Genomic DNA, 14688 nt, shown 5'->3' on the forward strand with positions numbered 1-14688 from the left:
TGCCGCCGAGCGCGGCGACGTCGAGCGTACGGCGGCGGCGGTGCGCACGGTGCTGAGCGCGGGAGAGTTCACGGCCGAACTGGAACGCGGAGCCGAGGCCGAACCCGGCGACCTGGTCGCAAGCCTGCCCGGCACTGCCTGATCCGGAACGGGTGCTGAGGCCGGACCCGGCGATCTGGTCTGCCCGGATCACGCTCTATCCCGACAGTCCTCGGTCCTGGACTGTTTCGTCTGGACTGGTGGCGTGCTTGGTGGGTTTCCACCAGTCCGGGTGGTCGCGGTACCACGCGACCGTGTCGGCCAGCCCTGCGGCGAAGGGGATGCGCGGCTCGTAGCCGAGCTCCTCCCGGATCTTGGACTCGTCCACCGAGTACCTCAGGTCGTGGCCCTTGCGGTCGGGCACCATGCGGATCGCCGAACGATCGGCCCCGCACAGCTCCAGCAGCCGCTCGGTGACGGCGAGGTTGGTCTCCTCCGTGCCGCCGCCCACGTTGTAGACCTCGCCCGCGCGGCCCCGCGTCAGCACCAGGGCGACCGCCCGGCAGTGGTCGTCCACGTGCATCCACTCGCGCATGTTGCCGCCGTCGCCGTACACCGGCACGTGCCCGCCTTCGAGCAGGTTCGTGATGAACAGCGGGATGAGCTTCTCCGGATGCTGGTACGGCCCGTAGTTGTTGGTGCAGCGGGTGATCGAGACGTCGAGCCGGTGGGTGCGCCAGTACGAGCGCGCCACCAGATCGGAGCCCGCCTTGGAGGCCGCGTACGGCGAGTTCGGCAGCAGCGGGTCCAACTCGGTCCACGACCCCTTGGCGATGGATCCGTACACCTCGTCGGTGGAGACGTGCACCACCCGCCCGACGCCGCACTGCAGGGCGGTGTCCAGCACCGTGTGGGTGCCGAGCACGTTGGTGCGGAAGAACTCGTCCGCCCCCTCGATCGAGCGGTCGACGTGCGTCTCCGCGGCGAAGTGGACGACGGCGTCGTGGCCGGGCAGCACCTGCCTGAGCAGGTCGCGGTCGCAGACGTCGCCGTGCACGAACGACAGGCGCGGCCCGTCGGCGGGGAGGTTGTCGCGGTTGCCGGAGTAGGTGAGTTTGTCCAGCGCGGTGATCGTCGCGCCGGACAGGCCGGGGTAGCCGTCGGCGAGGACGGTCCGCGCGAAGTGCGAGCCGATGAACCCGGCCGCGCCGGTGACGAACAGCCTCATACCGCAGCCTCCACGTCCGCCTGTTCGCCGAAGATCGGCCTCACGCCGGGCGCCTGGTGGCCGGAAGCCGGCCTCACGCGGCGACCTCCACGTGTGCGTGATCGCCGACGATCAGCCGGTGCCCCGTGCCGTCGCCCGGGGCGCCCACCGACGCCGAGCGTCCGATGAGGGAGTCGCGGACGTCGCGGACCAGCGTGATCGTGGCCGAATCCAGCACGATCGAGCCCCGGATCCCCGCGTGCCGCAGTTCGCAGTCGCGGCCGATCGCGGTGTACCCGCCGACGTGGCTGTCCTCGACCAGGGTGCCCGCGCCGATGATGGCGGGCCCCTCGACGCGGGAGCGGATCACGCGGGCGCCGGGTTCGACGACGACCGCGCCGCTCAGTGTGCTGGCCGCATCGACCTGGCCGAGGACGGCCGGCTCCAGCCGGTCGAGCAGGCGGCGGTTGCAGCGCAGCACGTCCTCGACGCGGCCGGTGTCCTGCCAGTAGCCGAGGTATTCGCAGGCGCGTACGTCGTGGCCGCCGTCGACCAGCCACTGGATCGCGTCGGTGATCTCCAGCTCGCCCCGGCCGCTGGGCTTGACGGCCGCGACGGCCGCGTGGATGGCGGGTGTGAAGAAGTACACGCCGATCAGGGCCAGGTCGCTCCTCGGCTCCTTCGGCTTCTCGACCAGGCGCAGCACCGTCCCGTCCGGGCCCAGTTCGGCCACGCCAAACGACTCGGGGTCGCTGACCTTGTGCACGACCACCTGGGCGGCGGGCCGGGCGGCGGCGAAGTCCTCGGCGATGCCGGCGACGCCGTCCGGGAGCATGTTGTCGCCCAGATACATCACGAAGTCGTCGTCGGCGAGGAAGTCGCGGGCCAGCCGTACGCAGTGGGCGAGGCCGAGCGGCTCGGGCTGCGCGATGTAGGTGACGCGCGCGCCGAACCGGGCCCCGTCGCCGATCGCGCCGGCGATGTCGTCGGCGCGGTCGCCGACGACCACGCCGATGTCGGTGATCCCGAGCGCGCGGAGATTGTCCAGGACGTGCTCCAGAACCGGTTTGCCGGCGATCGGGATCAGCTGTTTCGGCAGCGAGTGGCTGAACGGCCGCAGGCGGGTTCCGGACCCGCCGGACAAGACCAGAGCCTTCACGGACGACCCCTCTCAGAAAACCGGTCACGATATTTCGGGCAAGCGTGGTCCATCGTTTATCGGGACCAATGTAGGCCGGCCGGAGAAGTGCGCTTCCCGAATCAATACCGGAGTGTGTCAGCTCGCTGACCTGACAGACTTCCCGGCGTTTTCCACGAAAACTCGGGGATTTCTAGATCCTCGACAATTATGAAGGGATCCCAGCTGCGGCCCAGAGAGGACCTCGACCTCCCCGTACGGTTCGCCCGCTCCGCCGCCGCCACCGAAGGCAGCGGAATGCGCACCGATGACGTCTCCGGCTGGATCGCCGAACGCGCCACGGCCGCCGAGTTCTCGGTGGAACGCATCCCGTTCGCCGAACTCGACGGCTGGCGCTTCGAGAAGGACACGGGAAACCTCGTCCACCGCAGTGGACGCTTCTTCACCGTCGAGGGCCTGCGCGTGAGGAGGGACGCCGCCGCCGTCCCCGAATGGCACCAGCCCATCATCAGGCAGCACGAGGTCGGCATCCTCGGCATCCTGGCCAAGGAGTTCGACGGGGTGCTGCACTTCCTGATGCAGGCCAAGATGGAGCCGGGCAACCCGAGACCGATCCAGCTCTCGCCGACCGTGCAGGCGACGCGCAGCAACTACACCAGGGCCCACCGGGGCGCGCGGGTGAAGTACCTGGAGTACTTCAGGGAGCCGGAGCGCCACGGCCGGGTGCTCGCCGACGTGCTGCAGTCCGAGCACGGCTCGTGGTTCCTGCGCAAACGCAACCGCAACATGATCGTCGAGGTCTTCGGCGACGTACCCCTGCTCGGCGACTTCCGCTGGCTGACCCTCGGCCAGATCGGCGAACTGCTCCACCGCGACAACCTGGTCAACATGGACGCGCGCACGGTGCTCGCCTGCGCGCCGGTCGGCAGGGGTACGGCGCTGGCCGCGCACTCCGACGCCGACCTGCTGTCGTGGTTCACCGCCGAGCGCTCCGGGCACGAGGTGTCGGCGGAGCCGGTGCCGCTGTCGGCCGTACCCGGCTGGGTGCGCCGCGAGTCGGCCATCGAGCACGAGGACGGCCGCTACTTCCGGGTCGTGGCCGTGGCCGTGCGGGCCGGCAGCCGCGAGGTCACCTGCTGGACGCAGCCGCTGTTCGAACCGTGCGGCGAGGGCGTCATCGCGATGTTCGCCCGGCGGATCGGCGGCGTCCCGCACGTGCTCGTGCACGCCCGGGTGGAGGGCGGGTTCGTCGACGGGGTCGAACTCGGCCCCACCGTCCAGTACATGCCCGCCAACTACGCCCACCTGGCGGCGGGGGACCGGCCGCTGTTCGTGGACCTCGCGCTGTCGCCGGACCCGGAGCGCGTCCTCTACCAGGCGATGCTCAGCGAGGAGGGCGGCCGGTTCCGCAACACCGAGAGCCGGTACACGGTGATCGAAGTCGACGAGAGCCAGGTGCCGGACCGGCCGCCGAGCGGGTACCGCTGGGTGACGCCCGGCCAGCTCGGCTCGCTGGTGCGCCATCCCCACTATGTGAACGTCCAGGCCCGCACCCTGCTGGCCTGCTTCAACACGCGGGCGGTCCGTTGGTGAGCGCCCAGACCGCGAGGAGAGTTTCAGTGTCGTCGAAGATGAGCGTCTCCGCGAGGGAGCGGTTCCTTTCCGAGGTGCACGTCGGAGTGCTGAGCGTCGCCGACGTCGGCGGGAGGGCGCCGCTGGCGGTGCCGGTCAGCTACGTGTACGAGCCGGCCGGCGTCATCGAGTTCGCCACGGGCGGCGACACCAGGAAGCTCGCCCTGCTCCGGGCCTCCGGCCGCTGCTCGTTCCTCGTGCAGACCGAGGAGGTCCCCTTCAAGTACGTCTGCGTCGAGGGGCCGGTCGAGATCGAGGACACCGTCCCGATGGACTGGTACCGCGCCAGCGCGCTGCGCTACCTCGAACCCGACCTGGCCGAGCGGTACGTCACGGCCACCAAGGACTTCGTCGAGGACATGGTCCTCGTCCGCGTCCGGCCGGAGCGCTGGCTCACCTACGACTCCACGGCCGAGTACGCCGCCCTCTGACGCTCACGACCCGAGCACCTCCTTCAGCAGCCCGCCGAGGATGAGGTTGCCGTTGCCGGTGAGGAAGGACTCGGCGTGGAACTGGATCGAGGCGAAGCGCGGGCCGCGCAGCGCGTGCACCTCACCGGTCCGCGCGTCCCGGCTCACCTCGACCAGCCCCAGCTCGGCGACCTCGACCTTGTCGCTGTCGCTCACGGCGGCGAAGGAGTTGTAGAACCCCACCCGCTCCCTGACGCCGAACAGGTCGATCTCCCGCTGCAGCCCCTGGTTGGGCATCGGGCAGCGGATCACCTCGAAGCCGAGGACCGAGGCGAGCACCTGGTGGCTCAGGCACACCGTGAGGAAGGGCCGCCGCTCCTCCAGCAGGGTGCGGACGTCCGCGTACAGGCTGGCGATCTTGGGGTGGGCCCGGTCGCGCGGATCACCGGGTCCCGGTCCCATCACCACCAGGTCGTAGTCGTCGAGGTCGCGGGGCTCGCCGTAGCGCCGTAGCGCCACCGACAGCCCCAGTGAGCGGAGCTGGTGGTCGAGCATCGAGGTGAAGGCGTCCTCCGCGTCGACCACCAGCACCCGGCGGGCGGCCAGCTCCGGGTCCAGCCGTACCTTGTCCGCGCCCCGCGACAGCCAGAACCCGGCGATGCCCGAGTTGCGGCCGGCCAGCGCCGAGCGCACCTCCGGGTGGCCGCCGAGCGGCGCCCGCGCCCGCGCCCGCAGCGCGTCGAGCAGCCCCGCCGCCTTGGCGTGGGTCTCCGCGACCTCGGAATCCGGGTCGGAGTGGCGCACGAGCGTGGCCCCGGTGCCGATCGACACCCGGCCGCCGCTGTCGATGTCGGCGGTGCGGATCAGGATGGCGGAGTCCAGCACGGGCCGCCCGCCCTCGTCGGTGCCGATGAGCGCGGCGACCCCGCCGTAGTAGCCGCGCCCCTGCGGCTCGTAGCGGCTGATGACCCGGCAGGCGCTCTCCAGCGGGCTGCCGGTCACGGTGGGGGCGAACATCGTCTCGGCCAGGATCCGGCGCGGGTCGCTGCCGCTGCGCCCCCGGATGAGGTACTCGGTGTGCGCCAGCCGCGCCATCTCCTTCAGGTACGGCCCCTCCACGTGCAGCCGCAGGTCGCAGATCCTGGACATCATCTTGAGTTCCTCGTCGACCACCATGTAGAGCTCGTCCGCCTCCTTGCGGTCGGCGAGGAAGTCCATGACCTCGGGCAGGGTGGGGCCGCCCGGCGGGTACCTGTAGGTGCCGCTGATCGGGTTCATGACGGCGACGCCGCCGCTCAGGCTGATGTGCCGCTCCGGGCTGGCGCCGACGAAGGTGCGCTCCCCGGTGTGCACGACGAACGTCCAGTACGTGCCGGACTCCCGCTGGAGCAGCCGCCGGAACAGCACCAGCGCGCTGCGCGGCGTGTAGCCGGTGATCTCGGTGACGAACGAGCGCCTGATGACGAAGTTGGACCCCTCGCCCCTGCCGATCTCGTTGGCGATCACCTCGCGCACGGTCTCGGCGTAGGCGTCGTCGTCCACGTCGAAGCGCCCGCCGGACAGCCGGAGCTCCGTGTCGGGGATGCGGGCGAGCGCCTCGGCGACCGGCACCACGGCCTGGCCGGTCACGCTCAGCGCGATCAGCGGCGCGCCGTCGTCGACGCAGTCGAAGCCGCGCTCGCCGATCTGGCGGTACGGGATCACCGCGAGGACGTCGTGGCGGGCGGCGCCGGGCCGTACCGGCGGCTCGGGCAGCGGCAGATCGGCCAGCGCGGCCGGCGTGGACACCTCGCCGACGAGCACGTCCAGCAGCGCCTGGCCGGTCACCTCGGGCCGGTGGAGCAGGGCGAAGGCCGGTGGCCGGGGTGACAGAACCAGGTCGAGCGGGTGTGGGCCCATGGGTGCTCCCTCCCTCGTCGGGCGCGATCAGTGAGTGGCCTCGTGCAGGTACGCCATCCCACGGGCGGCGGTGGCCGCGCCGAGCTGGGCGAGGACGGCGCCGGTCGTGCAGACCACCGCGCAGCGCTGCGCCGCGTACTCGGCGGCCAGGCGGTGGAAACCGGCGGAGAAGTCGGCGACGGCGTCGGCGACGAAGAACGGCTCGATGTCGTTGGTGAAGGCGTCCACCGCCGTCATCAGCACGCCGACGTGCGCGTACACGCCGCAGACGATCAGCTGGTCGCGGCCGCTGCGCCGCATCCGGTCGAGCAGGCCGGAACGGTGGAAGGCGCTGTAGCGCCATTTCGTGAACATCCAGTCGCCGGGGGCGGGCCGCAGCGGGTCGATGATCTGCCGGTCCTCCGGGTCGACCCGCATGCCCGGCCCCCAGAAGTCCTTCAGCAGGCCGCGCTGCTCGCCGGTCATGTTGCCCGGTTGCGCCGTGTAAGCGACCGGGACGCCGAGCGCGGCGCAGCGCTCGCGCAGCCGTACGACGTTGCCGACCAGGCGCTCGCGCAGTTCGGGGGCGGCGGCGAAGGGCCGCAGGAAGAATCGCTGCATGTCGTGCACGAGCAGGACGGCGCGGTCCGGGTTCGCACTCCACCGGGCGGTGTTGGCGGGAAGGTCCTCCCCGTTCGGTAGCTGGTAGGGGCTGATGGCCGGGATGCCGGGCATGGTGGTTCCTTCCGCGAGGGAGGTCAGACGCCGAGGGTGGCCCCGCCGTCGACCGTGAGCGTGTGCATCGTGATGTGGACCGCCTGCTCCGACAGCAGGAACAGGACGGCGGCCGCGATGTCCTCGGCACGGGCCAGGCGGCGCAGCGGGATGCCCAGCCGGTAGGAGCCGAGGTCGCCGTCGAGCGTTCTGCGCGGGCCGCGCTCGTCGGCCCACATCGAGCGCAGCATCCGCGTGTCCGTCGAGCCGGGCGCGACCAGGTTGCAGCGGATGCCGTGCGCGGCGACCTCCAGGCCGAGGCATCGGGTGAAGGCCGCGGCGGCCGCCTTGGAGGCCGCGTAGGCGGCCATGTCCGTGCGGGGCGTCGCGGCGGCGTTGGAGACCACGGTGACGATGGCGCCGCCCGCGCGCGGCACCATCCGCTCGACCAGCGCCTGCGAGGTGTTGAACACCCCGGTGGTGTTGACGGCGAAGCTGGCCGCCCAGTCGTCCTGGGTGAGGTCCCTGACCCCGCCGAGGCGCAGCACCCCGGCGCAGTTGACGAGGTGGTCCACGGGGCCGAGGTCGCGTTCGACGGCCTCGACCATCGACTCGACGTCGGCTCGCCGCGCCACGTCGACGGCGTAGCCGACGGCGCGCAGGCCGTCCGCGTTGAGTTTCGCGGTCGTCCGCGACAGCCTGCTCGCGTCGCTGTCCACGGCCGCCACCACGCTGCCGCGCTCGCCCAGGGCGCGGGCGACCGCGGCGCCTATGCCGCCGGCCGCGCCGGTCACCACGGAGATGCTGCTGTTCATCGGCGCTCCGTCCGCTGTTCGATGGGTCACCAGGTCCAGGCCGAGACGACCGCGACCGCCTGGCCCGGGTTGAGCCGGGGGTCGCAGAAGGTCGTGTACTTGTCGCTCACGTGCTCGTCGTGCGCGCTGTTGGCGACGCACTCGGTCACCTCGTCGGGGGTGGTCTCCAGGTGCAGCCCGCCGGCGACGCCGCCCGCGCCCCTGACCGCGGCCTGGAAGCCCTGCACCTCGCGGACGATCGTGTCCACGTAGCGGGTCTTGAGGCCGCCCGCCGTGGTGACGGTGTTGGCGTGCAGCGGGTCGGTGAGCCAGATCACCGGGTGCCCGGCCCCGCGCACCGCCGCCACCAGGCCGGGCAGCCGGTCGCCCACGGCCTGCGGCCCCATGCGCGCGACCAGCGTCAGCCGGCCGGGTACCCGGTCGGGGTCGAGGCGCTCGCACACCTCCAGCAGTTCCCCCGCCGTGACCGAGGGGCCGATCTTGCAGGCCACCGGGTTGGCCACCAGGGACAGCAGTTCGACGTGCGCGCCGCCGGGGTCGCGCGTACGGTCGCCGATCCACGGCCAGTGCGTGGAGGCGAGCACGATCCGCCCCCGCCGGTCACGCCGCAGCATGGGCAGCTCGTAGTCGAGAAGCAGCGCTTCGTGGCTGGTCCACACGGACGGCTCGCAGGCCGTCCGGCCGCGCTCGCCCATCCAGCCGAGCTGCGCCATCGCCTCGGCCGCCGCCCGGTAGCCGGACAGGATGCGCATCGGGTCCGGGCGTCTGCCGAGCGAGTCCGGGTCGGGGCTGTTGACCATGTGCCCCCGGTAGACCGGCAGCGTGAGGTCGCCGTGCCGTTCGGTGAGCCGCGAGCGTGGCTTGCCGAACTGCCCGGCGATCCGCCCGGCGCGCACGACCGGCATGCCTGTGATCATCTTGAGCGTCCCGGCGAGCACGTCCAGCAGCCCGACCTTGCGGGCGACGGCCGCCGCGTTGCACTCGGCCGGGTCCTCGCTGCAGTCGCCGGCGAGGACGACCAGCGCCCGGCCCGCCGCCACCTCGGCGAGGACGCGCCGCAGCCGGGCGACGTCGTCCCCGCACACCAGCCCCGGACGGTCGCCGAGCCACCGGTGCACGGTCGTCAGAACGCGGGGATCGGCCCACTCCGGCTGCTGCAGCGCGGCTTTCGACCGGATCCTGACCAGCTCGTCCTCCAACGGTCTCTCCTTTGCCGAAGCGAGTGGCGAGGGCCTGCCGTGGGATCCACGGGCGGCGCGCTCACGAGGCCCTGTTCAGGGGCCACGCGGAGTAGGCGGAGCGCACCACGACGGCGTGGGCCGCCGAGGCGAGGGTGATGTGGCGGTGCCAGCCGGCGTAGGAGCGGCCGACGTAGTCGCGGATGCCCACGTTCTCCGACACCGAGGCGACGTCGTGCTCCACCTTGGCGGCCAGGCCGCTCAGCCGCAGCAGCGCGGCCGGGCGGGTGGTCCGCACGTCGCTGAGCCACAGCTCGTCCGGCCGGTCGGCGCCGGGCGCGCCCACGCCCCACAGCAGCAGCCGCCGCCCGCGCCGTAGGGTGGCCGGGCACTCCTCGCCCGGCGACGGCTCCCGCACCCGGACGGCGGCGACCATGGCCGGGCCGCCGGGCCGCCCCGGTGCCGCCACCGGGCGGCGCAGCTTGCGGGCGGCGTGCATGATCTGCATCGCGGGCAGGGTGGCGGAACCGTAGCCGGTCAGCGCGGGATCGTCCACGGTCAGGGCGAGGTTCCCGCCGATCCGGGCGGCGAAGGGGGCGCCTGCGGCGTACAGGGCGCGCACCACCGGCAGGGTCTCGGCGGTCTCCAGGTTGACCACCACCGGCAGTGCGGGCAGGCCCCAGTCGGACATGGCCTCCAGGTACGCCTCGACGGCAGGGTCGCCGGGCCGTTCCGATCCGGCCTCCGGCGCCCGGTCGCCGCGCCCGCTCGCCTCGAACCACGATCCGGGCAGGTGCAGTTTCCAGTTGACGGGGCCGGTGAAGCGTTCGGAGGCGGCCCACAGCCCGACGGCCTGCTGGGCGCTGAGCAACTGCCCGTCGGCGGGGGAGAAAAAGCGGCCCACGCCGACGGAGTGCTGCCCGCCCTTCGGGATCACCAGCGGGTGCAGCACCCACGCCGCCGGAGGGGCGGTCTCGACCAGGTAGCGGGCCAGTCCGCGCCGGACCGGCACCCAGTCCCAGGTGGAGCTGCAGATGAAGTGGTGCAGGCTCTGTGCGGTGCCCCGGCCGCCGAGGACGGCGGCCATGCTCCTGATGGACTTGCGTCCCGGGGCCGCCAGCAGGCCGCGCAGGTATTCCTCGCCTTTCCTACGCTGATCGCTGCGGCGCAGAAAGGTGAAAAGGGCGGCGCACACCTCGGTGAGCACCGCGTCGTCGGCGACGGTCGACGGCGAGTATGTGGTGGCCGTGTTCTCGATGGCCGGCTCAAGGGTTCTCAGGTCGGCGGTTCTCATGAGCAGTCCCAGGCTGTCGTTTTCCCATGCCGGAAACGATCTTCTCCAGCGACTCAGATTCCCCGATGCTATGGATTTGCCTGCTGCCTGATGAATGACAACACTGTGGCAATGTTCAGCACGGGGCCCATTTCACCGTGGCGGACCCGTGCCCCAGCAGGGGCGATGCCCCAGGCACACTAATGCATGGCTGATTACTGCTAAGCGCCTGTCACATTGATTGACTTCGCCTCCCGGGGTCCGGCACAGTCGGTGGTCCGTGTCAGGGCGTGAAATGCCTACCCGCCGGATCGGTGTGGAAGCGGAGTCGTTTATGCAGGTGGAGAAGAAAGTAATTCTCGCGGAACCCCGCAGTTTCTGTGCCGGGGTACGCCGGGCGATCGCCATCATCGAGTTGGCGCTGGAACGCCATGGGCCGCCCGTCTATGTGCGCAAGGAAATCGTCCACAACCACTACGTGGTGGGTCTGCTGAGACGGCGCGGCGCGCGGTTCGTGGATTCCGAGGACGAGGTGCCGGAGGGGGCCATCTGCGTCTTCTCCGCCCACGGGGTCTCCCCGCAGGTGCGCGAGAACGCGAAGTCGCGGCAGCTCGACGTGATCGACGCCACCTGCCCCCTGGTGTCGAAGGTGCACCAGGAGGCCAAGCGGTACGCCGTACAGGGCCGCACCCTGCTGCTCGTCGGGCACGCCGACCACGAGGAGGTCGAGGGCACCTACGGCCACGCCCCCCGGCAGACCGTCATCGTCGAGACCGTCGAGGACGCCGAGCGGCTGGACCTGAAACCCGACACCCCGGTCGCCTACCTCACCCAGACGACGCTGTCGGTGGACGAGACCCGCGACATCATCGGCGTGCTGCAGCGCAGGTTCACCGACCTGCTCGGACCGGGTACCGACGACATCTGCTACGCCAGCCAGAACCGCCAGGACGCCATCAAGGCCATCGTGCCGCGCAGCGACCTGGTGCTCGTCGTCGGCTCGCGCAACTCCAGCAACTCGATCCGCATGGTCGAGGTGGCCAGGCGGCACGGCGTCGCCGCGCACCTGGTGCCGGACGTGACGGCCTTCGACCCGGCCTGGCTGGCGGAGGTCTCGACGGTGGGGGTGAGCGCGGGGGCCAGCGCCCCCGAGATCCTCGTGGACCAGCTCCTTGAGGAACTGGCCGCCCACGGCTACACCGACGTGGAACTGGAGAGTGTCGCGCAGGAGAACGTGGTGTTCGCGCCGCCCGCCAGGCTCACCGCGACCTCGGCGGGCGACGGCGGCGGCGACCGCAGAGAGGAGTACCGGGGATGCTGGACACCGCGCTGACGGGCGCGCGGCGGCTGCGGCTGTCGCTCATGGAACGGGTGGAAGAGCGGCTGCGGTCCTTCCTCGCGGCCGAGGCGACCCGCTGGAGCCGGGTCGACCACCGGGGCGAGGCCCCGGTCGAGGCGGTGTCCGCGCTGGTGCGGGCGGGCGGCAAACGGCTGCGCCCGGCGTTCTGCGTGACCGGGTTCCTCGCGGCGGGCGGCGACCTCGGCGACCCGGTGATCGTGGGCGCGGCGGCCGGGCTCGAACTCGTGCACGCGGGCGCGCTGATCCACGACGACGTGCTGGACGCGGCCGACTCGCGCAGAGGCGCGCCCGCCGTCCACACCAGGCACATCGCCGAGCACCGGGCCAGGGGCTGGCGGGGCGAGTCGCGCCGCTACGGCGAGGGGGTGGCGATCCTGTCGGGCGACCTGGCCAGCGTGTACGCCGGCGAGCTGGCCGGCGATCTGCCGCCCGCCGCCCGCCGCGTGTGGAACGAACTGGTCACCGAGATCGCCATCGGGCAGTACCTGGACCTCGCGGTGGCCGCCGAGTCGGTGATCGAGCCGGAGCTGTCGCGCTGGATCGCGGTGTGCAAGTCCGGCCGCTACAGCATCCACCGGCCGCTGCTGCTCGGCGCCGCCGTCGCCGGCCGCGACGATCTCGCGCCGGAGTTCGCCGAGTACGGCGAGGCCCTCGGCGAGGCGTTCCAGCTTCGCGACGACCTGATCGACGCCTTCGGCGACAGCCGGGCGGCGGGCAAACCCGTCGGCAACGACCTGGACCAGCACAAGATGACGCTGCTGCTCGCCTGGGCCGCGCAGCGGGACGAGCAGGTGCGGAGCCTGCTGGACGAACCCGAGTGGGACACCGTCCGCATCCGCGCGCGCCTGGCCGCCACCGGGATCGGCGACCAGGTCGAACGGCACATCGACGACCTGGTCGGCCGGGCCCGCGACGCCATCGCCCGCGCGCCCGTCGAGGCCGCCTGGCGCACCGAGCTGGCCGAGATGGCCAGCGAGGTCGCCTACCGGGACCGGTGAGACCTAGTACGAGGAGTGATCACGTTGGCTTTGTTGGACGCGCTGGACGGGCAGGCTCGCCTGCGGCGGATGGACACCGAGGAACTGGACGCGCTGGCCGGGGAGATCAGGGCGTTCCTCATCGACCGGGTCTCGCGTTCCGGCGGGCACCTGGGCCCCAATCTGGGCGTGGTGGAGCTGACGATCGCGCTGCACCGCGTCTTCGACTCGCCGCGCGACCGGCTGGTGTGGGACACCGGCCACCAGTCGTACGTTCACAAGATCCTCACCGGCCGGCGCGCGGGCTTCGACCGGCTGAGACAGCAGGGCGGCCTGTCGGGCTACCCGTCGCAGGCCGAGTCCGAGCACGACCTGGTGGAGAACTCGCACGCCTCCACCTCGCTCTCGTACGCCGACGGCCTGGCCCGCGCCGACGCCTACCGCGACGTCCGCGACCGCGCGGTCGTCGCGATCATCGGGGACGGCGCGCTGACCGGCGGCATGGCCTGGGAGGCGCTCAACAACATCGCGGGCGGCCCTGAGCGCGGGCTGGTCATCGTGCTGAACGACAACACGCGCTCGTACGCGCCGACGATCGGCGGCGTGGCCGACCACCTCGCGGTGCTGCGCGAGGGCCGGTCGTGGCCGGGGGTGTTCGAGCAGCTCGGCCTGTCGTACCTGGGCCCGGTGGACGGCCACGACATCGGCGCGATGGAGGCGGAGCTGATCCGGGCCCGCGAGCTCGGCGGCCCGGTGGTCGTGCACGTGGTGACGGAGAAGGGCCGGGGTTTCACGCACACCGAGGGGAACGAGCTGGACCGGGGGCACGCGGTCCGGCCGATGGACCCGGCCAGCGGCGCCCCGCTGGCCGCCTCGGCCGCCCGCTCCTACACGGCGGTCTTCGGCGAGGAGATCACCAAGCTGGCGGCGGCCCGCCCGGACCTGGTGGCGATCACGGCGGCGATGCTGGAGCCGGTGGGCCTGCTGGAGATGGGCCGCCGCTTCCCCGGCCGGGTGATCGACGTGGGGATCGCCGAGCAGCACGCCGTCACGATGGCGGCGGGTCTGTCGATGGGCGGCATGCACCCGGTGGTCGCGATCTACGCGACGTTCGTCAACCGCGCCTTCGACCAGCTCCTCATGGACGTGGCGCTGCACCGCAGGGCGGTGACGTTCGTGCTGGACCGCTCGGGCGTCACCGGTGACGACGGCCCGAGCCACAACGGCATGTGGGACCTGTCGATCCTCCAGGTCGTGCCGGGGCTGCGGATCGCCGCGCCGCGCGACGCCGCCCGCCTGGCCGAACTGCTCGCCGAGGCGGTCGCCTGGGAGCAGGGGCCGACCCTGGTGCGTTTCGCCAAGGGCGCGGCCGAGCCGGACATCCCGGCGGCGACGACGTTCGGCGGGATGGACGTGCTGCGGCGCTCCGGGTCGCTGGACGTGCTCGTCGTGTCGGTGGGCGCGCTGGCCGGGGTGGCGCTCGGCGTGTCGGACACGCTCCGGGAGCGGGGGATCGGCACCACCGTGATCGACCCGCGCTGGGTGACCCCGGTCAACCCGGTGCTGTGCGACGTGGCCCGCCGCCACCGGCTGGTGATCACGATCGAGGACAACAGCCGCGCCGGCGGGGTGGGCTCGACGATCGCGCAGGCGCTGCAGGACGCGGGGGTGGGCACGCCGCTGCGGGCCTTCGGGATCCCCCGGCGCTTCCTCGAACACGGCAGGCGCTCCGACGTGCTCGCGGGCTGCGGGCTGACCGCGCCGGACATCGCGCTGGCGGTGGTGGAGGAACTGGCGGAACGGGTGGACGTGCACGTGCCGGTCGAGCGGATCGAGGGCGGGAGATGACCGTACAACTGGGGATGCCGGGGGTCAGGGGCGAGCAGCAGACGCCGCAGGCTCTCGCCGAGCGCCGCGTGTCGCGGCAGATCATGGTCGGAAACGTCGCGGTGGGCGGCGACGCGCCCGTTTCCGTGCAGTCGATGACGACCACCGTCACCGCCGACATCAACGCGACCCTTCAGCAGATCGCCGAGCTCACGGCCTCGGGCTGCCAGATCGTGCGTGTCGCCGTGCCGTCGCAGGACGATGCGGAGGCGCTGTCGGTCATCGCGAGGAAGTCGCAGA

13 protein-coding genes are annotated in these 14688 nt (G+C 72.1%); 6 read left to right on the forward strand and 7 right to left on the reverse strand.

Translation table 11 applies throughout. The annotated features are described in order from the left end of the window. Nucleotides 1–196: 196 nt before the first annotated feature. Both rfbB and ABD120_RS17100 read right to left on the reverse strand, forming a co-directional pair. The gene (gene rfbB, locus ABD120_RS17095; protein ID WP_343950888.1) at nt 197–1207 is read right to left on the reverse strand and encodes a dTDP-glucose 4,6-dehydratase; all 1011 of its coding nucleotides are present in this window, start codon (nt 1205–1207) and stop codon (nt 197–199) included. Between the two features lie 73 nt (nt 1208–1280). Beyond that, the gene (locus tag ABD120_RS17100; protein ID WP_343950889.1) at nt 1281–2345 is read right to left on the reverse strand and encodes a glucose-1-phosphate thymidylyltransferase; all 1065 of its coding nucleotides are present in this window, start codon (nt 2343–2345) and stop codon (nt 1281–1283) included. A 189-nt stretch (nt 2346–2534) separates the two neighbouring features. Here ABD120_RS17100 and ABD120_RS17105 point away from each other — a divergent pair, with 189 nt between their 5' ends. Then, nucleotides 2535–3917 carry an NDP-hexose 2,3-dehydratase family protein gene (locus ABD120_RS17105; protein WP_343950890.1) on the forward strand — a complete coding sequence of 461 codons (1383 nt, stop codon included), beginning with the start codon at nt 2535–2537 and terminating at the stop codon, nt 3915–3917. 26 nt (nt 3918–3943) lie between these two features. Further along, nucleotides 3944–4387 (forward strand): pyridoxamine 5'-phosphate oxidase family protein, encoded by a 444-nt coding sequence (locus ABD120_RS17110; RefSeq protein WP_343950891.1) that lies wholly within the window; start codon nt 3944–3946, stop codon nt 4385–4387. Nucleotides 4388–4390: 3 nt separating this feature from the next. On the opposite strand, the gene ABD120_RS17115 is transcribed toward ABD120_RS17110, so the two are convergent. The 5 genes from ABD120_RS17115 to ABD120_RS17135 form a co-directional block, all read right to left on the reverse strand. Then, nucleotides 4391–6265 (reverse strand): anthranilate synthase family protein, encoded by a 1875-nt coding sequence (locus ABD120_RS17115; RefSeq protein WP_343950892.1) that lies wholly within the window; start codon nt 6263–6265, stop codon nt 4391–4393. 27 nt (nt 6266–6292) lie between these two features. Further along, nucleotides 6293–6979 carry an isochorismatase family protein gene (locus tag ABD120_RS17120; RefSeq protein ID WP_343950893.1) on the reverse strand — a complete coding sequence of 229 codons (687 nt, stop codon included), beginning with the start codon at nt 6977–6979 and terminating at the stop codon, nt 6293–6295. A 23-nt stretch (nt 6980–7002) separates the two neighbouring features. Next, the gene (locus tag ABD120_RS17125) at nt 7003–7773 is read right to left on the reverse strand and encodes a 2,3-dihydro-2,3-dihydroxybenzoate dehydrogenase (RefSeq protein WP_343950894.1); all 771 of its coding nucleotides are present in this window, start codon (nt 7771–7773) and stop codon (nt 7003–7005) included. Nucleotides 7774–7799: 26 nt separating this feature from the next. Further along, a complete protein-coding gene (locus ABD120_RS17130; protein ID WP_343950895.1) occupies nt 7800–8972 on the reverse strand; it encodes a 3-deoxy-7-phosphoheptulonate synthase in 1173 nt (390 codons plus the stop codon). Nucleotides 8973–9033: 61 nt separating this feature from the next. Continuing rightward, complete coding sequence (locus ABD120_RS17135; protein ID WP_343950896.1) at nt 9034–10245, reverse strand: IS701 family transposase; 1212 nt, start codon at nt 10243–10245, stop codon at nt 9034–9036. A 313-nt stretch (nt 10246–10558) separates the two neighbouring features. Here ABD120_RS17135 and ispH point away from each other — a divergent pair, with 313 nt between their 5' ends. From ispH to ABD120_RS17155, 4 genes are all read left to right on the forward strand, one after another. Beyond that, a complete protein-coding gene (gene ispH, locus ABD120_RS17140) occupies nt 10559–11557 on the forward strand; it encodes a 4-hydroxy-3-methylbut-2-enyl diphosphate reductase (RefSeq protein ID WP_343950897.1) in 999 nt (332 codons plus the stop codon). Further along, a complete protein-coding gene (locus ABD120_RS17145; RefSeq protein WP_343950898.1) occupies nt 11539–12582 on the forward strand; it encodes a polyprenyl synthetase family protein in 1044 nt (347 codons plus the stop codon). Before ispH ends, ABD120_RS17145 begins: the two co-directional genes overlap by 19 nt. Before the next feature lie 24 nt (nt 12583–12606). Continuing rightward, nucleotides 12607–14409: a 1-deoxy-D-xylulose-5-phosphate synthase gene (locus ABD120_RS17150; RefSeq protein WP_343950899.1), complete on the forward strand. Its 1803-nt coding sequence runs from the start codon at nt 12607–12609 to the stop codon at nt 14407–14409. Continuing rightward, a partial coding sequence (locus ABD120_RS17155; protein ID WP_343950900.1) for a flavodoxin-dependent (E)-4-hydroxy-3-methylbut-2-enyl-diphosphate synthase occupies nt 14406–14688 on the forward strand: 283 nt, incomplete at its 3' end. The genes ABD120_RS17150 and ABD120_RS17155, both read left to right, overlap by 4 nt.

This window comes from Nonomuraea longicatena (assembly GCF_039525605.1).
In the GTDB taxonomy this organism is placed as follows: Bacteria; Actinomycetota; Actinomycetes; order Streptosporangiales; family Streptosporangiaceae; genus Nonomuraea; species Nonomuraea longicatena.

Excerpts from the sequence above, each read along its gene's own strand:
- ABD120_RS17115 (WP_343950892.1), bottom strand. The coding sequence starts at position 6,265 with ATGGGCCCACACCCGCTCGACCTGGTTCTGTCACCCCGGCCACCGGCC.
- ABD120_RS17120 (WP_343950893.1), bottom strand. The coding sequence starts at position 6,979 with ATGCCCGGCATCCCGGCCATCAGCCCCTACCAGCTACCGAACGGGGAG.
- ABD120_RS17105 (WP_343950890.1), top strand. The coding sequence starts at position 2,535 with ATGAAGGGATCCCAGCTGCGGCCCAGAGAGGACCTCGACCTCCCCGTA.
- ispH (WP_343950897.1), top strand. The coding sequence starts at position 10,559 with ATGCAGGTGGAGAAGAAAGTAATTCTCGCGGAACCCCGCAGTTTCTGT.
- ABD120_RS17145 (WP_343950898.1), top strand. The coding sequence starts at position 11,539 with ATGCTGGACACCGCGCTGACGGGCGCGCGGCGGCTGCGGCTGTCGCTC.
- rfbB (WP_343950888.1), bottom strand. The coding sequence starts at position 1,207 with ATGAGGCTGTTCGTCACCGGCGCGGCCGGGTTCATCGGCTCGCACTTC.
- ABD120_RS17135 (WP_343950896.1), bottom strand. The coding sequence starts at position 10,245 with ATGAGAACCGCCGACCTGAGAACCCTTGAGCCGGCCATCGAGAACACG.
- ABD120_RS17125 (WP_343950894.1), bottom strand. The coding sequence starts at position 7,773 with ATGAACAGCAGCATCTCCGTGGTGACCGGCGCGGCCGGCGGCATAGGC.